This is a genomic window from Microbacterium sp. LWH3-1.2 (genome assembly GCF_040675855.1).
Taxonomy (GTDB): domain Bacteria; phylum Actinomycetota; class Actinomycetes; order Actinomycetales; family Microbacteriaceae; genus Microbacterium.
Map to the genome: position 1 here is coordinate 1,025,555 of NZ_JBEGIK010000001.1, position 20,623 is coordinate 1,046,177.

Consider the following 20,623-nt stretch of genomic DNA (forward strand, 5'->3'; position numbering starts at 1 on the left):
TCACGGGTGCACGTGGTCGGCGTGGCTGTGCGCGGCCTCGTCCGCCGCATGCGCGTGGGGCGCCTCGCCGTCCTCGTGCGTGTGGAGCAAGCCGTTGCCTTCCTCGTCGGCGTGGAAGTGCGGTGCCATCGGCCCGGGGTCCTGCGGGATGTGCGACCCGGCGCGGTGCGCGGCCAGCACCGAGAGCACCCACGCGCGCAGCGCGGCGACCGAGGGCGCGTCGGTGCGCGAGAGGGCGAGCACGGGCCGGTCGTCGCGCGCGGCGGTGGCGTCGGCGACCATCTGCGGGACGTCCACGCCGACATAGGGCGCGAGATCGGTCTTGTTGACGACCAGCAGGTCCGCGCGGCCGATGCCGGGTCCGCCCTTGCGGGCCACGTCGCCGCCGCCGGCGACGTCGAGCACGAAGATCTGCGCGTCGACGAGTGCCGGCGAGAACGTGGCGGTGAGGTTGTCGCCGCCGGACTCGATCACCACCATGTCCAGCGGCGCGAACGCGCGCTCGAGGTCCTCGGCCGCAAGGAGATTCGCGGTGACGTCATCCCGGATGGCGGTGTGCGGGCACGCACCGGTCTCGACGGCGATGATGCGCTCGGGCTCAAGCACGCCGGCAGAGCGGAGGAAGCGGGCATCCTCATCGGTGTAGATGTCGTTCGTGATGACGCCGATGCGGATCTCGTCGGCGAGGGCGCGGCAGATCGTCGCGATGAGCGATGACTTGCCGGTGCCGACCGGGCCGGCGACGCCGAGGCGCAGAGCGCGGGATGCGGGGGATTCAGGCACGGAAGAGCCTCCTGGTGGATCGTGCGTGGACCTCGGCCCACGCTTCGGATTGTGGTGCGGTGAGTGCGGGGATACCGGCGGGATCGGTGATCGCGGCGATCGCGGCGAGGCGGTCGTCGACCCCGCTGCACAGCTCGATCACGAGCGACACGAGCTCGAGTGGATCGCGCGGCTCGAGCTTGAGCACGGCGGCCGCCGCAGCCTGCATGTCTTCGTAGACGACGAGCCGCGCCAGCTCCAGCGGCGGCACGTCGAGCCCGGCGGCGATGACGCCGAGCACGCACGGGCGCGGCGGCGGCACCGGGCGCTCCCGCCACGCGGCGATGGCCTCGTCGCCCGGGAGCAGTGTGCCGCCCACGCGCAGGTACCCTCGCGCGAGCAGACGCGCGGCATCCCGCTGTGCCCGGCTCGGGGTGCGCGCGGCCCACGCGGCCTCTACGGCGTCGAGTTCCCCGCCCGTGATGCGGGCGTGCCGCGCAGCCACGGCCGTGCCCGCCTCGACGAGCGTGGTGGTCGCGGCCCTGCCGTGCAGGAGCGCGCCGAGGTGCGCAGCATCCACTCCCGCCATCACCGCGGGCTCCACTCCGGCAGAGTGCGCGTGACCGCCCGAAGGCAGCCGTGCGTCGGCCAGCAGCAGGGCGGCGGTGGAGGACGGGAGGGGCGGCATCAGAACAGCTGGTAGAGCTGGGCCAGGGGAAGACGTGCGGCGGGCGCGGGCTCGACGCGTTCGCCGTCGATCGAGATGTCGAACGTGTCGGGCCGGATGTCGATCCGGGGGAGAGCGTCGTTGTTGCGCATGTCGGCCTTGCCGACCTCGCGCGTCGAACGCAGCGGCAGCAGCCGGCGGGTGAGACCGAGCCGTTCCTCGAGTCCGGCCTCCAGCGCCGCGGGCGCGACGAACGAGACCGACAGTGAACCGCCGATCGCGTCGACGAACGAGGGGCGCATCAGCACCGGCTGCGGCGTGGGGATCGATGCGTTGGGGTCGCCGAGCGCGCCCCAGACCAGTCCGCCGCCCTTGACGACGACGCTCGGACGGAAGCCGAAGAACCGCGGATCCCACAGCACGAGATCGGCGAGCTTACCGACCTCCACCGAGCCGACCTCGTCGTCGATGCCGTGAGCGATCGCAGGGTTGACGGTGTACTTGGCCACGTAGCGGCGTGCACGCTCGTTGTCGGCGGGAAGGCTCTCCCCGAGCGACCCGCGGCGGGCCTTCATGACATGCGCGACCTGCCAGGTCCGCGTGACCACCTCGCCGATACGCCCCATGGCCTGAGCGTCGGAGGACGTGATCGAGATCGCCCCCATGTCGTGCAGGATGTCTTCCGCGGCGATCGTGGTGGCACGGATGCGGGACTCCGCGAAGGCGAGGTCCTCGGGCACGCCGGGGTTGAGGTGGTGGCAGACCATCAGCATGTCGAGATGCTCGGCGACGGTGTTGACGGTGTGCGGCAGGGTCGGGTTCGTCGACCCGGGGATCACGTACGGCAGGCTCGCGATCGACAGGATGTCGGGCGCGTGGCCGCCGCCGGCACCCTCGACGTGGAAGGCATGGATGCTGCGGCCCGCCATCGCCGCGATGCTCGACTCGACGAATCCGGCCTCATTGAGCGAGTCGCTGTGGAGGGCGACCTGCAGTCCCCACTCCTCGGCTGCACGGAGACTGGCGTCGATCGCCGCGGGTGTGGAGCCCCAGTCCTCGTGGACCTTGTAGCCGGCCGCGCCGGCCAGAGCCTGCTCTTCGAAGGCCGCCCTCGACACCGTGTTGCCCTTGCCGAGCAGCAGGACGTTCACCGGCAGCCGGTCGAGCGAGCGGTGCATCCGCTCGAGGTGCCACGCGCCGGGGGTCACCGTCGTCGCCTTCGAGCCCTCGGATGGGCCTGTGCCGCCGCCGACGATCGTCGTGATGCCGGTCGCGAGCGCCTCATGGATCTGCGAGGGGGAGAGCAGGTGCACGTGGGAGTCGATGGCGCCGGCGGTGAGGATCTTCCCCTCCCCGGAGATCACGTCGGTGGAGGGGCCGATCACCAGTCGCGGGTCGACGCCGTCGGCGATGTCGGGGTTGCCCGCGCGGCCGATTCCCACGATGCGACCGTCGCGGATGCCGACATCGGCGCGGACGACGCCCCACCAGTCGAGGATCACCGCGTTGGTGATGACCGTGTCGAGCGCTCCCTCCGCTCGGGAGAGCGTGCTCTGTGCCATCGATTCGCGGATCGACTTGCCGCCGCCGAACACCGCTTCCTCGCCGCCGACCGTGAGATCGTCCTCGAGCTCGATCCACAGGTCGGTGTCGCCGAGGCGGATCTGGTCTCCCGTGGTCGGCCCGTAGATGCGGGCGTACCGCTCGCGGTCGATGCGCACCATCAGTCGTCCTCCGTCGATCGGATCTGGATGCCGGCCACACGTCGATTCCCGCGCAGCGAGACGGCCGCGACGCGCTTGGAGACGCCGGGCTCGAACCTCTCGGATGTGCCGGACGGGATGTCCAAACGGAAGCCCGCGGCCGCGCTGCGATCGAACTCCAGCGCGGCGTTCACGTCGGGCAGGTGGATGTGCGAGCCGATCTGCACCGGCCGGTCGCCGGTGTTGAGGATCACGAGGTCGAGGCGCTCGTCATCGGCGCGGTCGGCGTTGAGCTCGATCGATCCGGGCCGGACCCGGATGGCGCCGGGACCGGATGCTGAACCTGATGCCATGGCAGTTCCTCAGTCGATCGGGTGGTGGAGGGTGACGAGCTTGCGGCCGTCGGGGAACGTCGCCTCGACCTGTACGTCCGCGAGCATGTCGGCGACGCCGTCCATCACGTCCCCCCGGCTCAGCACGGTTCGTCCTTCGGTCATCAGCTGAGCCACCTCGGCGCCGTCCCGGGCGCGTTCGATGACCCAGGTCGACAGCAGGGCGACCGCCTCCGGATGGTTGAGCTTGACGCCGCGCTCCCTGCGATCGCGCGCCACCATGCCCGCCACCGCGAGCAGCAGCTTCTCCGTGTCTGCGGGTGACAGGTGCATGAGTGCTCCCTCCTGGTCGATGCGTGTCAGAAGTCTGCCATCGCCTGGGAGCGATGACGTTCTTTCGCGCGCGCGTGGCTCTCCGAGAAGTGCGGAAAATCAACGGAATCAGCGACTTCGACGCTCGCAGTGTTTACACGCTCGATACGTTCGAGCAATGGCAATGTAATGCCGCAGCCCCATGGTTGGACCAACCTGCAGCGCCTGTGCGCTCGGTTCGCACCCCACCGCATCACACCCGAAACGCACCGCATCACCCTTGAAACGGAGCACAGCATGATCACCACCCACAGGAAGCGCCTCCGGGCGATCCTGGCCGCGGGGGCGCTCGCCACCAGCGCCGCCCTGGTCCTGTCCGGCTGCGGCAGCCGCGCCGGCGAAGCCGCCCCGACGGAGTCGGCCGCAGCCGCCGAGAGCTGCGTCGACACGTCCGGCGACACCATCAAGCTCGGGTTCCTCAACTCCCTCACCGGGGGCATGGCGATCTCCGAGAAGACGGTGTCGAACGTCCTGCACATGGCCGCGGACGAGATCAACGCCGACGGAGGCATCCTCGGCAAGCAGATCGAGTACATCCAGGAAGACGGCGCCACCGACTGGCCCACCTTCGCGGAGAAGACCGAGAAGCTGCTCACCCAGGACTGCGTCGCCGCGATCTTCGGCGGCTGGACCTCGTCCTCCCGCAAGGCCGTCAAGCCGGTCGTCGAGGAGCACAACGGACTGTTCTTCTACCCGGTGCAGTACGAGGGCCTCGAGGCCTCGCCCAACATCTACTACACCGGCGCGACGACCAACCAGCAGATCATCCCGGCGATGGACTTCCTCGCCTCGCAGGGCGTCGAGACGCTCTTCCTCGCGGGCTCCGACTACGTCTTCCCGCGCACCGCGAACGCGATCATCAAGCTCTACGCGGAGGAGCTCGGCATCGAGATCGTCGGCGAGGAGTACGTGCCGCTCGACAAGGACGACTGGACCACGCAGGTGGCGAAGATCGCCGCGGCGGAGCCCGACTTCATCTTCAACACCATCAACGGCTCGTCGAACGTGGGCTTCATCAAGGCCTACTACGACGCGGGCCTCTCGCCCGAGACGACGCCGATCATCTCGGTGTCGATCGCCGAGGAGGAGGCGCCGGCCATGGGCCACGAGGTGACGGGCAACTACGCGTCGTGGAACTACTTCCAGTCGCTCGACACCCCGAACAACCCCGCGTTCATCGAGGCCTGGAAGGCCTACCCGGGCTCGAGCGGCGTGACCTCCGACCCGATGGAGGCCGCCTACATCTCGATGTACCTCTACAAGGCCCTCGTGGAGGCCGCCGGATCCTTCGACGTCGACGCGGTCAACGCGGCAGCGGTCGAGAACGAGATCACCGTCGACGCGCCGGAGGGCGTCGTCACGCTCGACGGTGAGAACCACCACATCTCGAAGCCGGGTCACATCGGCAAGATCAACGCCGAGAACCAGTTCGACATCGTCTGGGAGTCCGACGCGTTCATCGAGCCCGACCCGTACCTCTACGAGTACGACTGGTTCCCCGCGAACGTCCGCGACTCGCTGGTCGCCGCCGCGGGCTGATTCTCACGGATGCTGGGGCCCCGTGCCGCACGCACGGCTCGGGGCCTCAGCATCCCATCCGATCCGCACCCTGCATCCGCATGGACGCATTCGCACAGAAGGGAGTGATCGCACATGGACGCACTGATACCCCCGCTGCTCAACGGCAGCGCCGTGGGTGCGCTGCTTCTTCTGGCAGCCCTCGGGCTCACGCTCATCTTCGGTCAGATGGGGGTGATCAACATGGCGCTCGGCGAGTTCATCATGGTCGGCGCCTTCGTCACCTACCTGACCCAGCTCGTCATCCCCTCCAGTGACATCTCGATACCCGTGGCACTCCCGGTCGCGTTCGTGGTGGCCGGTCTCCTGGGACTGCTGCTCGAGGTGAGCATCATCCAGTGGATGTACCGCAGACCGCTCGACACGCTGCTCGCCACGGTCGGCGTCTCGCTGATCCTGCAGCAGGTCGCGCTGCAGATCTTCCCCGCCCAGGGCGTCCCGGTCGAGAACCCCGGGTGGCTGCAGGGGCAGATCGACGTGTTCGGCTACGCGTGGCCCTACCGACAGGCGTTCACGATCCTCCTCGCGCTGGTGTGCGTGGCCGCGCTCGCCGCGTGGCTCAAGTACACGTCGTTCGGGCGTCGGATCCGTGCGACGGTGCAGAACCGTGACCTCGCCGAGACGGTCGGCGTGCGCACCCGCAACGTCGACCGGATCACGTTCTTCGTCGGGTCGGGGCTCGCCGGGGTCGCGGGAGTCGCCGCCTCGCTGATCGGCGGCACGAACTCCCAGATGGGCGTGCAGTACATCATTCCCGCCTTCCTGGTCGTGGTCGCCGGCGGGATCGGCCAGATCAAGGGCACGATCATCGCCGCGTGGGTGATCGGTGTCGCGATGGCGTTCTTCGCGGACATGACGAGCGGAAGCCTCGCGCAGGTGCTCGCCTTCGTCCTCGTCGTGATCTTCCTCCAGGTCCGCCCGCAGGGCCTGTTCACCGTGCGGACGAGGGGGCTGGCATGAACAAGCTGACGAAGCTCAACCCGTGGTACTCGCTCATCGGCATCGCGGTGTTCGCGGTGCTCCTGCTGGTCGTCGCCCCGTCCGTGCTCTCGATGCACTGGATCAACAACCTGGGCAAGTACAGCGCGTGGGCGATCGTCGCGGTCGGCATCGGCCTGGCCTGGGGCCGCGGCGGAATGCTCGTCATGGGGCAGGGCGTCTTCTTCGCGCTCGGCGCCTACTCGATGGCGATGCATCTCACGCTCGAGACCGCCGGGCCCGACGCGACTCCGACTTTCATGATCCTGTACGATCCGCTCGCCGCCGTCCCCGCGTTCTGGGAGCCTTTCCGCAGCGAATGGTTCACGGTGCTGGCGATCGTGCTGCTGCCGGTGATCGTGGCCGGGGTCCTCGGTTACGCGCTGTTCAAGCGCCGGGTGAAGGGGGCGTACTTCGCGATCCTGACCCAGGCGCTCGCCGTCGCACTGGCGGTGCTCGTCAGCTCGACGATCCGCGAGACGGGCGGCGACACCGGGCTGAGCGACTTCAAGTACTTCTTCGGCTACGTGCTGAACGACGACGCGAACAAGCTCATGATCTACATGATCACGGTGGGACTTCTCATCGTGTGCATGCTGGTGGCGTGGCAGCTGTACCGCAGCCGGTTCGGCGAGCTCCTGCTCGCGACGCGAGACGCCGAGGATCGTGTGCGGTTCCTCGGGTACGACCCGGCGAACATCAAGCTCGTCGCCTTCGTGATCGCCGCGGTGATGGCGAGCATCGGCGGGGCGATGTTCGTGCCGCTGGTCGGCATCATCACGCCCCAGGAGATCGGCGCCTCCGCGTCCATCCTGTTCATCGCGGGAGTGGCGCTCGGCGGCCGGGCCTCGCTCTTCGGCCCGGTGCTCGGGGCGATGGCGATCGGCTGGGGCCAATCGAGTCTCGCCTCGAGCTGGCCGGAGGGCTGGATCTACATCCTCGGCCTGCTCTTCATCGTGGTGACCCTGTTCCTGCCGAACGGGCTGGCCTCGCTCTTCGGCAGGATGTGGACGACCGTGCGGTCCAGCGCGGACCGGCGCTCCCGGGCCGAGAGGAGGCTCGCAGCATGAGCGGGACCGAATCGACGGCTCCCCTCGAGGGTGCCGGGCAGCCGCTGACTCCGGATGCCGAGACGTCCGTGAAGGTGTCGAACCTCACCGTGACCTTCGACCAGTTCACGGCCGTCGACGACGTGAGCCTGCTCATGCTCAAGGGGCAGGTGCATTTCCTGATCGGGCCGAACGGCGCCGGCAAGACGACGCTCGTCGACGCGCTGACCGGGCTCGTCCCGGCCACGGGCACGGCGACGTACGACGGCATGGACCTGCTGTCGATGAAGACGAACAAGATCATCCGGGCGGGTGTGGGCCGAACGTTCCAGACCGCGACGGTGTTCGACGAGCTCTCGGTGCTGCAGAACCTCGACATCGCCGGCGGGGTGCACCGCAAAGCGTGGCGACTGCCGTTGACCCGGCGCGGCGTGCCCTCGTACGTCGAGGAGGCGCTCGAGACGATCGGGCTGGCCGAACTGCGCGACAAGCCGGCGGGAACTCTCGCGCACGGCCAGAAGCAGTGGCTCGAGATCGGCATGCTGCTCGTGCAGGACGCGAAGGTCATGTTCCTCGACGAGCCCGTCGCCGGCATGAACGCCGACGAGCGCGACGAGACCGGTCAGCTGCTGCGCCGCATCGGCGACGAGCGCACCATCATCGTCATCGAGCACGACATGGAATTCGTTCGCAACTACGCCGAGTGGGTGACCGTCATGCACATGGGCAAGCTCCTCACCGCGGGGACGGTCGAGCAGGTGCAGGCCGACAAGCGGGTTCAGGAGGTCTACCTCGGCTCGGCCGCGGACGCCGCCGTCGAAGGGAAGGGCGATCACTGATGCTCGAGATCAAGGGAGTCACCGCAGGTTACGGCCGCACCAAGGTGCTCCACGACGTCACGGTCGAGATCCCCACGTCCCAGGCGGTGTCCGTCATGGGTCACAACGGCGCGGGCAAGACGACCCTGCTGCGCGTCGCCACCGGGCTGATTCCCGTGATGAGCGGCCAGGTGCTGATCGACGGCGAGGACGTCACACGGATGCCGCCTTCCCAGCGCGTGAAGCGAGGACTGGGGTACGTCCCCCAGGGGCAGCAGTCGTTCCCGCAGATGACGACGCTCGAGAACCTGCAGCTGGTGGCGAAGCGGCAGTCCGACATCGACGAGGTCTTCGACCTCTTCCCGGTGCTGAAGGACCTGCTGGGACGGCGCGCCGGGCTGCTCTCCGGCGGTCAGCGCCAGCAGCTCGCGATCGCCCGCACGCTGCTGACGAAGCCGAAGCTCCTCGTGCTCGACGAGCCGACCGAAGGCATCCAGCCGAACATCGTCGCCGACATCGAGCGCGTCATCATCGACCTCACTCGGAGGGGCGACCTGTCGGTGCTGCTCGTCGAGCAGCACGTCGGATTCGCACTCCGGTCCACGAACACCTTCTACGTGCTGCAGTCGGGCCGGATCACGATCACCGGGCAGGGCGGGGCCGGCGCCATCGACACGGTGCGTGACGCGATGGCGATCTGATTCAGATCGATTCCGCGCGGCAACGCGGCCGAAACACGCCTGCGGCAGGATCCAGTCATCGTGGAAGCGCTGGAGGTGGGTGTGCATGCGCTGGGCGTGAGAGCCGGCGCGTGGGGCGGGGACGCACGCTCCGCCGCCGAAGACAGCCTCGAGGACTACGCGTTCCGTTATGTGCCGCGCTCGTTCCGGCGCTGGAGCGCGCTGTCCGTCGGCGGCACGGCCCTCGGATCGATCGCCTTCCTCGCAGATTTCTCGATCGGCGCGAGCGTGGGACTGGAGCACGGCACGACGAACGCCGTCCTCGGCATCCTCCTCGCCTCCGTGATCATCTTCATGGTCGGCTTCCCGGTCGCGTTCTATGCGGCGAGGTACAACATGGACCTCGACCTCATCGCCCGCGGCTCGGGCTTCGGCTATCACGGCTCGATCATCACGACGGTGGTGTTCGCCGGCTTCACGTGCATCTTCTTCGCGCTCGAGGGCGCGATCATGGCTCAGGGCCTGGAGGTCGCGGTGGGCATTCCGCTGCCTATCGGCTACGTGATCTCCACAGTGGTGGTGATCCCGATCGTGATCTACGGCATGCGCGCGCTGGAGCGGCTGCAGTTCTGGACCACACCGCTCTGGCTCGCGCTTGCGCTGCTCCCGCTCATCTGGGTCGTGTTCACACAGCCCGACGCAGTGACGGCGTTCGTCGGGTTCACCGGCGCCTCCGACGGCACCGTGAGCTTCAGTGCCATCGTCGCCAGCGCAGCGGTGTGCTTCGCGCTGACCCCGCAGCTCGCCGAGCAGATCGACTACATCCGCGTCATGCCGCCCCGCACCGCCGCGAACTCCCGGTCGTGGTGGGCGGCGTTCGTGTTCAGCGGTCCCGGCTGGGTGATCTTCAGCGGGACGAAGCAGGTGATCGGGCTCTTCCTCGCGGTCTACCTCGTGACGAAGGTGGACCCGGCACTCACCGACCGTGCCGCCGAGCCCGTCAAGCAATTCCTCGGCATGTACCAGTCGCTGGTGCCGGACTGGATCGCCATCGCACTGGTACTCCTCCTCATCGTCGTCGCGCAGGTCAAGATCAACGTGACGAACGCGTACTCCGGCTCGCTCGCCTGGTCGAACGTGTACACCCGGGTCAGGAAGCGCTACCCCGGTCGAACCGTGTTCGTCATCTTCAACCTGGCGATCGCACTCTCGCTCATGCTGATGGACGTCTTCAGTCTCATCTCCTTCGTCCTGAGTCTGTATGCGAACGTCGTCATGGCCTGGTTCGTGACGATCTCCGCCGACATCGTGATCAACAAGCACCTGCTGCGGCTGTCGCCGCGCTATCCGGAGTTCCGCCGCGGCATGCTGCACAACTGGAATCCGGTCGGCCCCGTCTCGGTGGGCCTTGCGTCGCTCCTCTCACTCCTGTGCTTCGCCGGCGTCTTCGGCCCGGCGATGCAGCCCTTCTCCGTCCTCGTTGCGATCGGTGTCGCCGCCGTCGTCACCCCGCTCATGGCGGTCGTGACGCGCGGGCGGTACTACCTTCGACGCAGATCGGACGGCATCCCGACCCCGATCCTCGACGACGACGGCAATCCGTCCGGCGAGCGGCTGCGCTGCCACGTCACCGGCTACACGTTCGAACGGCCGGATATGCTGGCCTCGGCCGAGTCAGGACCACGGGGTGAGCTGCAGTTCGTCTCATCTCTGGCACTGACGCTCGACGACTCCGACCGGTACGTCCTCCCGGCGGAGCCGGCCACGCTTCATCGAGACGAGCGGGGAAGGATGCTGTGATGGACGAGATCGTCGACACTCCGTCTGCGATCCTCGCGAGCGCTGCCATGCTGCTGCGCCAGCGCACCTTCGACGACATCTCGTACGCCGACCTCGCGGAGATCGCGGACGTCTCGGAGCGCACGATCTACCGTCGCTTCCCGACGAGGTCGCATCTGCTCGAGGCGCTCGGGCGGTGGATCGAGGCCGAGTATTTCCCGGTCCTGGACGTCCGCACGCCGGCCGAGTTCCGTGAGGCGGTGCGCGCGCGCTTCCGCGCGTACGACGCCGAACCCGCGTTCGCCTTCGTGGCGGCCCGCGGCGGAGCACTCTCGCCGACCGCGGACGACCCCGCCGCGCCGATCACCGAGGCGATCGTGGCGATGATCGAGGCCGCGGCACCCAACCTGAACCGTCGCGACGCGCGGCGGGCCGCAGCATCCGTCCGGTACTTCGTCTCACCGATGTTCTGGGCACGGATGCGGACCGGATTCGACATGAGTGCCGACGAGACGTTCGGGGTGTTCGACCTCACCCTGCGGCGGGTGCTGCCCGCCGCGACCGAGGCGAATCGGGCGGCGTGATGGCGACGCCCGCACCGGCGTCGGAGGTCTCGGGGACGCAGGCGGCGATCCTCGCCGCCTACACCGAGCTCATCGATGAGGTCGGAACCGACGATGTGTCCTTCCGCCTGATCGCCTTGCGCGCGGGCGTCGGCGAGCGCACCGTCTTCCGCTACTACCCGACGCGCGTCGACCTCCTCCTCGCGACGGCGGCCTGGATCGAACGCACGATCTTCACGCGCGCCGAGTCCGACTCGATCTTCGACGTGCCGATCGCCATCCGTGAAGCGATGGAGGCGTACGATCGGCGGCCCGAGCTGGCCCATGTCGTGGCCGAGACGGCGATGCGCGGGGTCAACGGCTCAGATCCCGCACCGCATCGCGAGGAATTCGACGGGATGCTGCGCCGGGAGGCTCCGGCGCTCGCCGACGCCGACCGGCGAGCCGTCGTCGCCGCGCTGTGCCACCTCGACTCCGCCGCGACCTGGGTGACGATGCGGCGCGAACTCGGCATGAGCGGCCGCGACATCGCCGACGCCGCGACCTGGGCGGCAGAGGCCATCCTGGACCCGATTCGCGATCTCGGGTGAGGCGCACGTGATCCGCTCCGCCGCGGACCCCGCTCGGCCATGGACGGATCGGATCAGTGCTCCCGAGCCAGCCCGGCGGCGATCGCAGCGATGACGGCGACGATGGCGGTGCCGAGGAAGAGCCAGGAGAAGCCGCTGGTCAGAGCCTCGGGCGCGGCCACGCCGTCGTGGAGCAGCATCTCCGTGCGCAGTGCTGCGACGGTGCCGAGCAGGGCAAGGCCGAGTGCGCCGCCGATCTGCTGGCTGGTGTTGACCAGGCCTCCCGCGAGGCCCGATTCGCCGCCTTCCACACCGTCGACGGAGAGCTGGGTGGTGGTGACGAACGCGCCGCCCATACCGATCCCGATCAGGATGCCAGGCCCGAGGATGTCGGTGACGAACTGCGCCTCGGCAGGCGCGAACGACAGCCAGACGAGGCCTCCCGCGAGCAGGAGGAGCGAGCCGATGAGCGTCGTCTTCGTGCCGATCCGGGTGATCACGGCAGGGACGACGCCGGCGACGATGACGAGGGCGCCCGCCAGCGGCAGCTGGGTGAGCCCCGTCGTGAGCGCGTCGTACCCGAGCACGGCCTGCATGTAGACCGACAGCGCGAAGAACAGCGCGACCATCGCGGCTCCGATGAGAAGCATGACGACGTTGCCGACGGTCAGGTTGCGGTTGCGGAAGATCTGGAGCGGGACGAGCGGCTCGGCGGCGCGGCGCTCGATGAGGACGAACGCGACTCCCAGCACCATCGCGGCCGCCACCAGGCCGAGGGTGAGCGGATGCGACAGTCCGACCTGCTCGATCGCGCTGAGCGCGCCGACGGCCGCGACGAGGGCGCCCGTGATGGTTGCTGCTCCGGGGATGTCGAGCCCTCCGTGCGTGGCGGGAGCGTCGCGCGTGACGAGCAGCGGGACCGTGACGAGCACGACTGCGCCGATCGGGACGTTGACGAAGAAGACGGACTGCCATCCCAGCGTGGCTGTGAGGATCCCGCCGAGCAGGACGCCCGCGGCGGAGCCGATGCCCGCCACCCCGCCCCACACGCCGAGTGCCTTCGTGCGGTCGCCGGTCTCGGGGAAGAGCTGGGTCAGCAGCGCGAGCGCGGAGGGGGCGAGCAGCGCCGCCGAGACGCCCTGCAGCGCTCGTGCCGCCAGCAGCATCTCGCTGGTGGACGACAGGCCTGCGACCCCCGACGCGGCAACGAAGCCGGCGGTGCCGATCAGGAAGATGCGGCGGTGGCCGTATCGGTCGGCGAGGCGACCGCCGAGCAGGAGCAGGCCGCCGAGGGCGAGGACGTAGGCGGTGATGACCCACGCGAGGGCGGCCGTGTCCATGCTGAGTTGTGCACCGAGGACGGGCAGGGCGATGTTGACGATCGACGCGTCGAGAACGACGAGGAACTGGGCGAGAGCGAGCACACTCAACGCGAGCCAGCGACGGGTGCTGCGGGCGGTCGGCGCTGGCGCGGCGACCGGCGTGGGGGTGGTGGTCATGGTCGTGATCCTTTCGAGGGGTGTGATGGGAGAGGTAGAGTGAGTGGTCACTCACTCTTCGGGGCACACGAGACGTCAGGCGTCGCGCATACCGTTCAGTCGGGGTGACGGATGCCGTGCGCCAGCGTCTGCGCCCAACTCTCGGAGATCTCGTCGATCCGCGTCGTCACGATGAGGTGGCACAGCTGCCCGTACGCCATGAACCGCTGCACGTCGTCGTCGCTGCCCGCGGAGCGTTCCTTGGCGAACTCGGTGACGCGTGCGACCCCCGCTCGAAGTGCTCCGCCGATCTCGGGGATGTCGGCCACGGACTGTGCGTGCACCTGCAGCATCAGCAGTGTGCGGTCGCGGATGAGCGCAGCGTATGCGCCGCCCATCGCATCCAGCACGGCCGCCGGTTCGGGCGAACCTGCAGCATCCGCCCCCTCGGCCAACGCGGCGACGATCTGTTCGAAGCACGCCTCGAGCGCGGCGACGAACAGCGCCTCCTTGCGCGGGTAGAGCTTGAAGACGTATGCCGGAGAGATCTTCGCCGCGCCGGCGACGGCCGCAACCGTGGTGCCGTGATAGCCGCCCCGCGCGAACTCGCGCAGCGCAGCCGCCGCGACGATGGGCCGGCGGGTGTCGGCCGTGGAGAGGATGGAGCTGCGCGATGTCATGGGAGTGACTGTACACTCACCAGAGGTGAGTGGTCAATCACTCTCTGGTTGAGCAGTCGCTCCCACGGGGTGCGCTCACCACGTCACGATGTTGAACGCGCCGCCTACATAGCTTAGGCTCACCTAACGTGATCACGGATGGCGCCCTCGCGCGACCCACGGACGAGCTGCACGGCGACACGCTGGCGCTCAGCTACGGCCGCACCCAGGTGGTGCACGAGGTCTCGCTGCACCTCCGGCCCGGTATCGTGACGGCCCTGATCGGTCCGAACGGCAGCGGCAAGTCCACCGCCCTGCGCGCCCTGGCGCGTCTGCACCGGATCGACGCCGGCTCGGTGCACATCGACGGTGCCGACGGGCGGCGGGACGCAGCATCCCTCTCTGCCAAGGCGTTCGCCCGCACGGTCGCGATGCTCTCGCAGTCGCGCCCCCACCCGTCGGGGCTCGAGGTGCGCGATGTCGTCGCGTACGGCCGGCATCCTCACCGTGGCCGCTTCTCCGGGGTCACCGACGCCGACCGCGAGGCCATCGACCGCGCGCTCGCGCTGACCGGGCTCGCCGAGATGGGGCATCGCCCGGTCGACCAGCTCTCGGGCGGCGAGCTGCAGCGCGTGTGGCTCGCGACCGCGCTGGCACAGGGCACGGGCACCCTGCTGCTCGACGAGCCCACCAACCACCTCGACCTGCGCTACCAGATCGAGACCCTCGACCTGGTGTGCGACCTCGCCGACCAGGGGACCGCGGTCGGTGTGGTGCTGCACGACCTCGACCACGCGGCATCCGTCGCCGACGAAGTCGTGCTGATGTGCCGCGGCCGCATGCACGCCACGGGCACGCCGCACGATGTGCTCACAGGCGAGAACCTCACCGAGGTGTACGGCTTCCGCATCGACACGGCAGTGGATGACGCGACCGGGCGTGTGCGCGTGATCCCGCGCGGGCGCCATCACGAACGCGCCCGCCGCGCCGCAGCCATCCCCGCCTGACGTTCGACCCCGGGCCGCCCGCCCGCCCTGCCCGACCCCTGTAGCACCAACCCCTTCCCTCACACATGTCTGGAGCCTGCCCGATGCCCAAGCCCTTCGCCGCCCTCGCCGTTCTCGGCGCCGTCGCCCTCACCCTGACCGCGTGCGGCACCACAGCGGTCTCCGACAGTGCCGGCGCCGACACCGACACCGCAGTCTCGACCAGCGCCGGCTGCGCCGAGGACTCGACCATGACGTCGACCGAGCCGGTCGAGCTGGCCGACGCGTTCGGCCGCACGATCACGCTCGACCAGCCGGCTGCGAAGGTCGCCGTGCTGGAGTGGCAGCAGATCGAGGACGTGCTGTCGCTGTGCCTCACGCCGGTGGCGGTCGCGGATGCCGATGGCTACCGCACGTGGGACACCGCCGAGGAGCTGCCCGCCGGCGTCGAGAGCGTCGGCACGCGCCAGGAGCCGAATCTGGACGCGCTGTTCGCGGCTGAGCCCGACCTCGTCATCGTGGAGGCGTACACGCGCGACGACGCGATCATCGCGCAGCTCGAGGAGTACGGCGTGCCGGTACTCGCGACGCTGGGTGCGAACGCCGAGGATCCGATCGGGCAGATGCTCGACACCTTCGACCTGATCGCCCAGGCGACCGGGCGCACCGAACGCGCCGACGTCGTGAAGGACGAGTTCGAACAGCACCTCGCCGACGCGAAGGCCGAGATCGCCGGCGCCGCCCCCGCCGTCACCGACTTCGTCTACTTCGACGGCTGGGTCGACGGCGGCAACGTGTCGCTGCGCCCGTTCGGCCAGGGCTCGCTCGTCGGCGAGATCGGAGAGGAGCTCGGCCTCACGAACGCATGGACGGGCGAGGTCGACCCGGCCTACGGCCTGGGCCAGACCGACATCGAGGGCATGACCACGATCGGCGACGCCAGCCTCTTCTACACGGGCACCGTCGACCCCGACTCCGAGAGCTTCGTCGACGCTGCGGCCGAGAACCCCGCGTGGGCCTCGATCCCGGCCGTCGCCGAGGACCGCATCGCGCCGTTCCCCGGCGGCATCTGGACGTTCGGCGGGCCGCGCTCGGCCGAGCAGCTCATCGACGCCTACGTCGCCGCGATCACCCGGTGAGCGGTGGGTCGTTGAGCGAGCGAGCCACTCGCACCTCGAGTGACGTCGGCGACGGGACGGATGCTGCGCATCCGGCGCCCGTGCAGGGTGCTGCGCCGGCTCGGCTCGCTCGCTCGACGACCGGTGCCGCCATCGGCGTGCTGCTCGGGCTCCTGGTCGTACTGGTGCTGGCCGCCGGGTGGCACCTGACGCAGGGGACGAGCGGCGCGATCCTCGCCGACGCCCAGGTGCTGTGGGGCTCGCGGGTGCCCCGTCTTGCCGCCGGGGTCGGCGTCGGCATCGCCCTGGGCGTGGCGGGTCTGCTGATGCAGTCCCTGTCGCGCAACGCCCTCGCCTCGCCCGACACCCTCGGCGTGACCGCCGGCTCATACCTCGCGGTGACCGCGGTCGCGGCCTTCGGCGTCGCCGTGCCCATCTGGGCGTCGGGCTTCGTGGCTTTCGCCGGCGGCCTCGCCGCCGCCGCGCTCGTGCTCGGCCTGGCCGGCGGGGCGGGCACCTCGACCACGCGTCTGGTCCTCGCCGGCTCGGCGCTCGCGCTCGCCTTCCAGGCCGGCACGTCGGCGCTGCTCGTGCTCTTCTCGGAGGAGACGAAGGGCCTCCTCGCGTGGGGCAGCGGCAGCCTCTCCCAGCTCGGGCTCGAGAGCTTCCTGCGCGCGGCACCTGTGGTCGTCGTCGCCGTCGTGCTCGCCCTCGTCATGTCGCGTCGCCTGGACGTGCTCGCCCTCGGCGACGACACCGCGTCGTCGCTCGGCGTGCCGATCCGTTCGACGCGGATCAGCGGCATCCTTCTCTCCGTTCTCCTCACCGCGACGGCCGTGACCCTCGCCGGGCCCATCGGCTTCGTCGGCCTGTGCGCGCCCGTGCTCGCCCGGCTGCTCGCGCGCGTCGTCCCGGCGCTCGGCCGGCACCTGCTGCTGATCCCGCTCTCGGGACTGATCGGCGCGATCGTCGTGATCCTCGCGGACGCGCTGCTGCGCGCCCTCATCGGCCCCGAGGGAGCCATCGCGGTGCCGACGGGCGTCGCCACGACGGTCTTCGGCGCGGTCGTGCTCGTCGTGATGGCTCGCCGGCTGCGGGACTCGGGGCCTACCCGGCGCCCGCCCACGATCCGCATCGGGGTGCGCAGCGGCCGGAGCTTCGTGATCGTCGTCGTCGTCGCGGCGATCGCCCTCGGCGCGGTCGTGCTGGCCGGAATGCTCCTCGGGAGCACGCGGCTGCTGACCGGCGACATCCTGTTGTGGCTGCAGGATGCCGCACCCCCGCGCATCGCCTTCGCACTCGACGAGCGCGCCCCCCGTGTCATCGCCGCCGTCGTCGCGGGCGCCGCATTGGGCCTCGCGGGCAGCGTCACGCAGGCGGTGAGTCGCAACCCGCTGGCCGATCCCAGCCTGCTCGGCATCACCGGCGGCGCCGGTCTGGGCGCGGTGCTCGTCGTGACCAGCGCCACCGCGACGACGTTCGGGATGCTCGTCGCCGCCGTCATCGGAGGGATGCTCGCCTTCGCGCTCGTATACGGGCTGGCCTGGCGCGGCGGCCTCAGCGCCGACCGGTTCATCCTCATCGGCATCGGGGTCTCGTACGGCGCGGTCGCCCTGACGACCTTCGTGCTGCTGCGTTCGAACCCGTGGGACACGCCGAAGATCTACACGTGGCTCTCGGGTACGACGTACGGTCGCATCTGGGAGCAGGTGATCCCGCTCGCGATCGTGCTCGTCATCGCGCTCCCCGTCGTGTTCGCGCATCGGCGCGACCTCGACATCCTTGCCATGGACGAGGACACTCCGCGGCTCGTCGGCATCCGCCTCGAACGGACACGCCTGCTGCTGCTCGTCGCAGCCGCCGTGCTCGCGGCGCTGAGCGTCGTCGCGGTCGGGGTCATCGGATTCGTGGGGCTCGTCGCACCGCATGCCGCGCGCGCACTCGTCGGCTCGCGGCACGGCCGCGTGATACCGGTCGCGGTCCTGCTGGGCGCCGTGCTCGTGGGTGCGGCTGACGCTCTCGGGCGGACGGTCCTCGCGCCCGCCCAGCTTCCTGCCGGGCTCGTCGTCGCGCTGATCGGCGCCCCGTACTTCGTGTGGCTGCTCTGGCGCTCGCGCGACGCCTGACGGCCGCGCGCGTGGGACGGGCTCAGGCGATCCGGCCCGCATGAGGCGGACCACGATGTCCGACGAATCGATCACGGATTCGTCGTGACTCACGCACACCACGGCCACGCCAGGGAGTCGTCGTCGACCTGATCAGCGTGGCCGACAGCCGGCTCGCGCGAAGGAGGTCGGGCGTGCCGTTCTCGATCGCGGGCGGCGTGAACGCCTCGACCATCGGCTCGGTGCGCGACGCGGGCGCCCGCATCGCCTGACGCGTTCTCGCGCACTGATCGCGGTCCGGGAGCACGCCGCAAACGGCGTCCCGGGCCGCGATCGCCCCATCGACGCCGCGGGGGCGGTGAGCGTACTCTGGCGCTCACCGGGTGTGGGGAGGGAACGTGAAGAGGCGGCACGCTCAGCAGGTCATCACGGCGGACGAGCAGATCGCGCGGTACGCGTACGTCCTGGGAAACGTGCCGGCGAGCGTCGCCGACAAGGCGTACGCCGCCGCGTTCTCGGGGCTCTCGGCCACGCAACGCGAGGAGATCGTCGGCCAGCTGCGCGCCGAGCTGCCCGACGAGCCGGACGCGGCGGCATCCGTCGATCCCGGCGCGTTCGCGAGGCTCATGCGCGATCTGCTGGCGCGCGACGCGCTGGTGCGCATCCGTGACGGCGCCGTCATCGCCGCTGCGTTCGTCGCGAGCACTCCGGTCGTCGCGTACTTCACAACGGGCGCCGGCTCGGTGACGATGGACCAGCAGCCGCCGTGGATCCACGAGCTGGCCGGGCACGAGACCGCCCCCGTCGACGGAGGACGGACGCACCACCGCCACGGCGTGCCGGGCATCCTGAGCCGGGACCACGGCAATACGGGCGACTCCCGCGAGTGGTGAGGGAGAGCAGCGCAGGCCCATGGTGTGCGCGGGCGCCCGGGATCACTGGGGCGTCTGAGGGGTGACCTCGCGGGCGGTGTCGGCGGGTGCGTTCTGCCTTCGGCTCAACAGGACGAAGGGAATGGCGACCGCCGAGATCACCCCGCTCCACACCAGCGAGGCACCGTAGCCACCGACATCTGCCACCCGGCCGAGCGCCGGTTGGATGACGACGCCGCCGCTCGAGCCCATGAGCGAGTCGAAGGAGAGCACGGTCGCGCGCTGCTTCGACGGGATCATGTCGTTGAGGTAGGCACGATGCACGGGGTCATCGATGGCCGAGGCGACGCCCCAGAGCGCCACGAGCACCACGGCGACCCAGAAGTTGCGCACGAGACCGATCCCGACCAGCACGAGCGCGCTGGTGACGGTCGCCAGCAGGATCGTCGATGTGCGCCGGCGGAAGAGCTTTCGCACCCAGGGGGCGAGGGCGCCGCCGAGAATCGCGGTGCCCGACACCAGAGCGGCCGCGAGGCCCGCGACCGTGTACGCCTCTTCGTCGCCCCACAGCTCCAGCAGGTACGGCTGCAATGCGTAGAAGACGTAGAACCCGACACCGGTGGTGAACGGGCTCGCGAGCATCAGCCAGCGCACGGGCGGATCACCGAGGCCATAGCGGATGGACGCCCGTAGGACGGTGCGTGTCGCGCGCAGCGGGCTCTCGCTCCGGTCGGGCGTGAACCCCAGGTCCCGCATCAGCAGTGCGGCGACGATGAACATCAGCAGCAGAATGGCGCCCCGCAGCAGGAACGGCACACCGAGGTTCGTCACCTGAGCGATGACGCCGCCGAGCACCGATCCCGACAGCATCGCGACCCCGCCCACGATCTGCGCGCGGCCGAAGACGGTCTCGAGACTGCCCTGATAGGAGGTGGCCTTCAACGCATCGACGAGCCACGCATCGACGGCCCCGGAGAAGAACGTGAAGCCCAGACCGAGCAGCACCGAGACGACCGCCCACGCCCAGAACGGCGATTGCCAGACCCACAGCATCCAGTACAGGATCGTGGTCACCGCCAGCGTCACCGTGCCGAGCAGATACGACGCGCGACGCCCCACCGTGTCGGCCACGACGCCGGTGGGGATCTCGAAGATCAGCATTCCCGCGCTGAAGAAGGCGTTCGCCGCGAACGCCTCGAGGTTGGAGAGCCCGGCGTCGAGCAGGAACAGCGTATTGACACCCCAGATGAGCGACGCGGCGAGCGTATTGCCCAGCATGAGCGTGTAATACGTGCCTTGCACCCTGCGCGGAGTCGGCAGCCTTCGTGCGGTAGTTGTCTTGGAGATGGCGACACCGCCTCTTTCCACCGGATTCGGACGACAACGCGACCGTATCCCTTGCACGCCCGCCCGGCTACCCCGCTTTTCGGTGAACGCAGACGCCCGTGCTACACTGACACGTTCCCTGCAGGGAACCGCGCGTTCACCTCTCTGCCTCATCGTGGAGACGCAGGTCTGAACTCGCACCCTTCCCGCGGCTTCTGCACGCCGCCCG

At 69.6% G+C, this 20,623-nt stretch carries 20 protein-coding genes; 12 read left to right on the forward strand and 8 right to left on the reverse strand.

What is annotated here, in order from left to right:
* The 5 genes from ureG to MRBLWH3_RS04940 are packed head-to-tail and all read right to left on the reverse strand — an operon-like array spanning position 1 to position 3,797.
* Complete coding sequence (ureG, locus tag MRBLWH3_RS04920) at positions 1-783, reverse strand: urease accessory protein UreG (RefSeq protein WP_363429249.1); 783 nt, start codon at positions 781-783, stop codon at positions 1-3.
* Positions 776-1,450 (reverse strand): urease accessory protein UreF, encoded by a 675-nt coding sequence (locus MRBLWH3_RS04925; RefSeq protein ID WP_363429251.1) that lies wholly within the window; start codon positions 1,448-1,450, stop codon positions 776-778. The genes ureG and MRBLWH3_RS04925 overlap by 8 nt, the downstream gene beginning before the upstream one ends.
* The gene (locus tag MRBLWH3_RS04930) at positions 1,450-3,153 is read right to left on the reverse strand and encodes an urease subunit alpha (protein ID WP_363429253.1); all 1,704 of its coding nucleotides are present in this window, start codon (positions 3,151-3,153) and stop codon (positions 1,450-1,452) included. The genes MRBLWH3_RS04925 and MRBLWH3_RS04930 overlap by 1 nt, the downstream gene beginning before the upstream one ends.
* Positions 3,153-3,485 (reverse strand): urease subunit beta, encoded by a 333-nt coding sequence (ureB, locus tag MRBLWH3_RS04935; RefSeq protein ID WP_363429255.1) that lies wholly within the window; start codon positions 3,483-3,485, stop codon positions 3,153-3,155. Before ureB ends, MRBLWH3_RS04930 begins: the two co-directional genes overlap by 1 nt.
* A gap of 9 nt (positions 3,486-3,494) precedes the next feature.
* Positions 3,495-3,797 (reverse strand): urease subunit gamma, encoded by a 303-nt coding sequence (locus tag MRBLWH3_RS04940; protein ID WP_363429257.1) that lies wholly within the window; start codon positions 3,795-3,797, stop codon positions 3,495-3,497.
* A gap of 276 nt (positions 3,798-4,073) precedes the next feature.
* On the opposite strand from MRBLWH3_RS04940, the gene urtA reads away from it, so the two are divergent.
* The 8 genes from urtA to MRBLWH3_RS04980 all read left to right on the forward strand — a co-directional run bounded on the left by urtA (position 4,074) and on the right by MRBLWH3_RS04980 (position 11,871).
* On the forward strand, positions 4,074-5,375 hold the full coding sequence (urtA, locus tag MRBLWH3_RS04945) for an urea ABC transporter substrate-binding protein (protein ID WP_363429259.1): 1,302 nt from the start codon (positions 4,074-4,076) through the stop codon (positions 5,373-5,375).
* A gap of 114 nt (positions 5,376-5,489) precedes the next feature.
* Positions 5,490-6,374 (forward strand): urea ABC transporter permease subunit UrtB, encoded by an 885-nt coding sequence (gene urtB, locus MRBLWH3_RS04950; RefSeq protein WP_363429261.1) that lies wholly within the window; start codon positions 5,490-5,492, stop codon positions 6,372-6,374.
* Positions 6,371-7,462: an urea ABC transporter permease subunit UrtC gene (gene urtC / locus MRBLWH3_RS04955; RefSeq protein WP_363429263.1), complete on the forward strand. Its 1,092-nt coding sequence runs from the start codon at positions 6,371-6,373 to the stop codon at positions 7,460-7,462. Before urtB ends, urtC begins: the two co-directional genes overlap by 4 nt.
* Positions 7,459-8,280 (forward strand): ABC transporter ATP-binding protein, encoded by an 822-nt coding sequence (locus MRBLWH3_RS04960; RefSeq protein WP_363429265.1) that lies wholly within the window; start codon positions 7,459-7,461, stop codon positions 8,278-8,280. Before urtC ends, MRBLWH3_RS04960 begins: the two co-directional genes overlap by 4 nt.
* Complete coding sequence (urtE, locus tag MRBLWH3_RS04965) at positions 8,280-8,960, forward strand: urea ABC transporter ATP-binding subunit UrtE (RefSeq protein WP_363429267.1); 681 nt, start codon at positions 8,280-8,282, stop codon at positions 8,958-8,960. Before MRBLWH3_RS04960 ends, urtE begins: the two co-directional genes overlap by 1 nt.
* Positions 8,961-9,020: 60 nt before the next feature.
* Positions 9,021-10,739, forward strand: a complete 1,719-nt coding sequence (locus MRBLWH3_RS04970; RefSeq protein WP_363429269.1) for a purine-cytosine permease family protein — start codon at positions 9,021-9,023, stop codon at positions 10,737-10,739.
* The gene (locus MRBLWH3_RS04975; RefSeq protein ID WP_363429271.1) at positions 10,739-11,302 is read left to right on the forward strand and encodes a TetR/AcrR family transcriptional regulator; all 564 of its coding nucleotides are present in this window, start codon (positions 10,739-10,741) and stop codon (positions 11,300-11,302) included. Before MRBLWH3_RS04970 ends, MRBLWH3_RS04975 begins: the two co-directional genes overlap by 1 nt.
* Entirely contained in the window at positions 11,302-11,871 is a 570-nt protein-coding gene (locus MRBLWH3_RS04980; protein WP_363429273.1) for a TetR/AcrR family transcriptional regulator, read from the forward strand. The genes MRBLWH3_RS04975 and MRBLWH3_RS04980 overlap by 1 nt, the downstream gene beginning before the upstream one ends.
* Positions 11,872-11,924: 53 nt before the next feature.
* Here the strand turns inward: MRBLWH3_RS04980 and MRBLWH3_RS04985 are convergent, their stop codons facing one another.
* A complete protein-coding gene (locus MRBLWH3_RS04985) occupies positions 11,925-13,349 on the reverse strand; it encodes a DHA2 family efflux MFS transporter permease subunit (protein WP_363429275.1) in 1,425 nt (474 codons plus the stop codon).
* A gap of 95 nt (positions 13,350-13,444) precedes the next feature.
* Positions 13,445-14,008 (reverse strand): TetR/AcrR family transcriptional regulator, encoded by a 564-nt coding sequence (locus MRBLWH3_RS04990; RefSeq protein WP_363429277.1) that lies wholly within the window; start codon positions 14,006-14,008, stop codon positions 13,445-13,447.
* A gap of 128 nt (positions 14,009-14,136) precedes the next feature.
* Here MRBLWH3_RS04990 and MRBLWH3_RS04995 point away from each other — a divergent pair, with 128 nt between their 5' ends.
* From MRBLWH3_RS04995 to MRBLWH3_RS05010, 4 genes are all read left to right on the forward strand, one after another.
* The gene (locus MRBLWH3_RS04995; RefSeq protein ID WP_363429279.1) at positions 14,137-14,994 is read left to right on the forward strand and encodes an ABC transporter ATP-binding protein; all 858 of its coding nucleotides are present in this window, start codon (positions 14,137-14,139) and stop codon (positions 14,992-14,994) included.
* 83 nt (positions 14,995-15,077) lie between these two features.
* Positions 15,078-16,112, forward strand: coding sequence for an iron-siderophore ABC transporter substrate-binding protein (locus MRBLWH3_RS05000; protein ID WP_363429281.1), 1,035 nt, complete (start codon positions 15,078-15,080; stop codon positions 16,110-16,112).
* Between the two features lie 11 nt (positions 16,113-16,123).
* A complete protein-coding gene (locus MRBLWH3_RS05005; protein ID WP_363429283.1) occupies positions 16,124-18,217 on the forward strand; it encodes an iron ABC transporter permease in 2,094 nt (697 codons plus the stop codon).
* A 377-nt stretch (positions 18,218-18,594) separates the two neighbouring features.
* Positions 18,595-19,089: a hypothetical protein gene (locus tag MRBLWH3_RS05010; RefSeq protein ID WP_363429286.1), complete on the forward strand. Its 495-nt coding sequence runs from the start codon at positions 18,595-18,597 to the stop codon at positions 19,087-19,089.
* A gap of 42 nt (positions 19,090-19,131) precedes the next feature.
* Here MRBLWH3_RS05010 and MRBLWH3_RS05015 read toward each other — a convergent pair whose 3' ends face one another.
* Positions 19,132-20,346 carry an MFS transporter gene (locus tag MRBLWH3_RS05015; protein ID WP_363435299.1) on the reverse strand — a complete coding sequence of 405 codons (1,215 nt, stop codon included), beginning with the start codon at positions 20,344-20,346 and terminating at the stop codon, positions 19,132-19,134.
* Positions 20,347-20,623: the final 277 nt, after the last annotated feature.

Coding starts and splice junctions, on each gene's coding strand:
- urtC (WP_363429263.1), top strand. CDS start 6,371: ATGAACAAGCTGACGAAGCTCAACCCGTGGTACTCGCTCATCGGCATC.
- MRBLWH3_RS04975 (WP_363429271.1), top strand. CDS start 10,739: ATGGACGAGATCGTCGACACTCCGTCTGCGATCCTCGCGAGCGCTGCC.
- ureB (WP_363429255.1), bottom strand. CDS start 3,485: ATGGCATCAGGTTCAGCATCCGGTCCCGGCGCCATCCGGGTCCGGCCC.
- MRBLWH3_RS05000 (WP_363429281.1), top strand. CDS start 15,078: ATGCCCAAGCCCTTCGCCGCCCTCGCCGTTCTCGGCGCCGTCGCCCTC.
- MRBLWH3_RS04925 (WP_363429251.1), bottom strand. CDS start 1,450: ATGCCGCCCCTCCCGTCCTCCACCGCCGCCCTGCTGCTGGCCGACGCA.
- urtA (WP_363429259.1), top strand. CDS start 4,074: ATGATCACCACCCACAGGAAGCGCCTCCGGGCGATCCTGGCCGCGGGG.
- MRBLWH3_RS04960 (WP_363429265.1), top strand. CDS start 7,459: ATGAGCGGGACCGAATCGACGGCTCCCCTCGAGGGTGCCGGGCAGCCG.
- urtB (WP_363429261.1), top strand. CDS start 5,490: ATGGACGCACTGATACCCCCGCTGCTCAACGGCAGCGCCGTGGGTGCG.
- MRBLWH3_RS04980 (WP_363429273.1), top strand. CDS start 11,302: ATGGCGACGCCCGCACCGGCGTCGGAGGTCTCGGGGACGCAGGCGGCG.
- MRBLWH3_RS04985 (WP_363429275.1), bottom strand. CDS start 13,349: ATGACCACCACCCCCACGCCGGTCGCCGCGCCAGCGCCGACCGCCCGC.
- MRBLWH3_RS04990 (WP_363429277.1), bottom strand. CDS start 14,008: ATGACATCGCGCAGCTCCATCCTCTCCACGGCCGACACCCGCCGGCCC.
- urtE (WP_363429267.1), top strand. CDS start 8,280: ATGCTCGAGATCAAGGGAGTCACCGCAGGTTACGGCCGCACCAAGGTG.
- MRBLWH3_RS04940 (WP_363429257.1), bottom strand. CDS start 3,797: ATGCACCTGTCACCCGCAGACACGGAGAAGCTGCTGCTCGCGGTGGCG.
- MRBLWH3_RS04930 (WP_363429253.1), bottom strand. CDS start 3,153: ATGGTGCGCATCGACCGCGAGCGGTACGCCCGCATCTACGGGCCGACC.
- MRBLWH3_RS05015 (WP_363435299.1), bottom strand. CDS start 20,346: ATGCTGGGCAATACGCTCGCCGCGTCGCTCATCTGGGGTGTCAATACG.